The organism is Pseudomonas frederiksbergensis, assembly GCF_003732665.1.
Lineage (GTDB): Bacteria > Pseudomonadota > Gammaproteobacteria > Pseudomonadales > Pseudomonadaceae > Aquipseudomonas > Aquipseudomonas frederiksbergensis_G.
On record NZ_MOBP01000103.1, the window covers coordinates 1 to 271 of the forward strand.

Annotated in this window: 1 protein-coding gene; it reads left to right on the plus strand. The window is 62.4% G+C overall.

Features of this window, described 5'->3' with window-relative positions; translation table 11 throughout:
- Positions 1-7: 7 nt before the first annotated feature.
- On the plus strand, positions 8-271 hold a 264-nt coding region (locus tag BK665_RS33335; protein WP_375538968.1), incomplete at its 3' end, for an exonuclease domain-containing protein.

A 271-nucleotide genomic window follows, 5' to 3' on the forward strand; every position in this document is an offset into this window, starting at 1 on the left:
GACGCCGCTGCTGGCCGAGGACCTGCAACTACGCCTGCAACACTTGCCGATTGGCCCCGAGCTGCGCGAATGCAGCCTGCGGGAGCAGCGCTGGGTGGTGCTGGACCTGGAAACCACCGGGCTGAACCTGAACAAGGATCGGGTGCTGTCCATAGGCGCGGTGGTGATCGAGGACGGCGCGATTGATTTCAGCCAACAGTTCGAACGCACCCTGCAATGCGTTGATATGAAACTGGCGCCGAGCATGTTGATCCATGGCCTGGGGACGAGC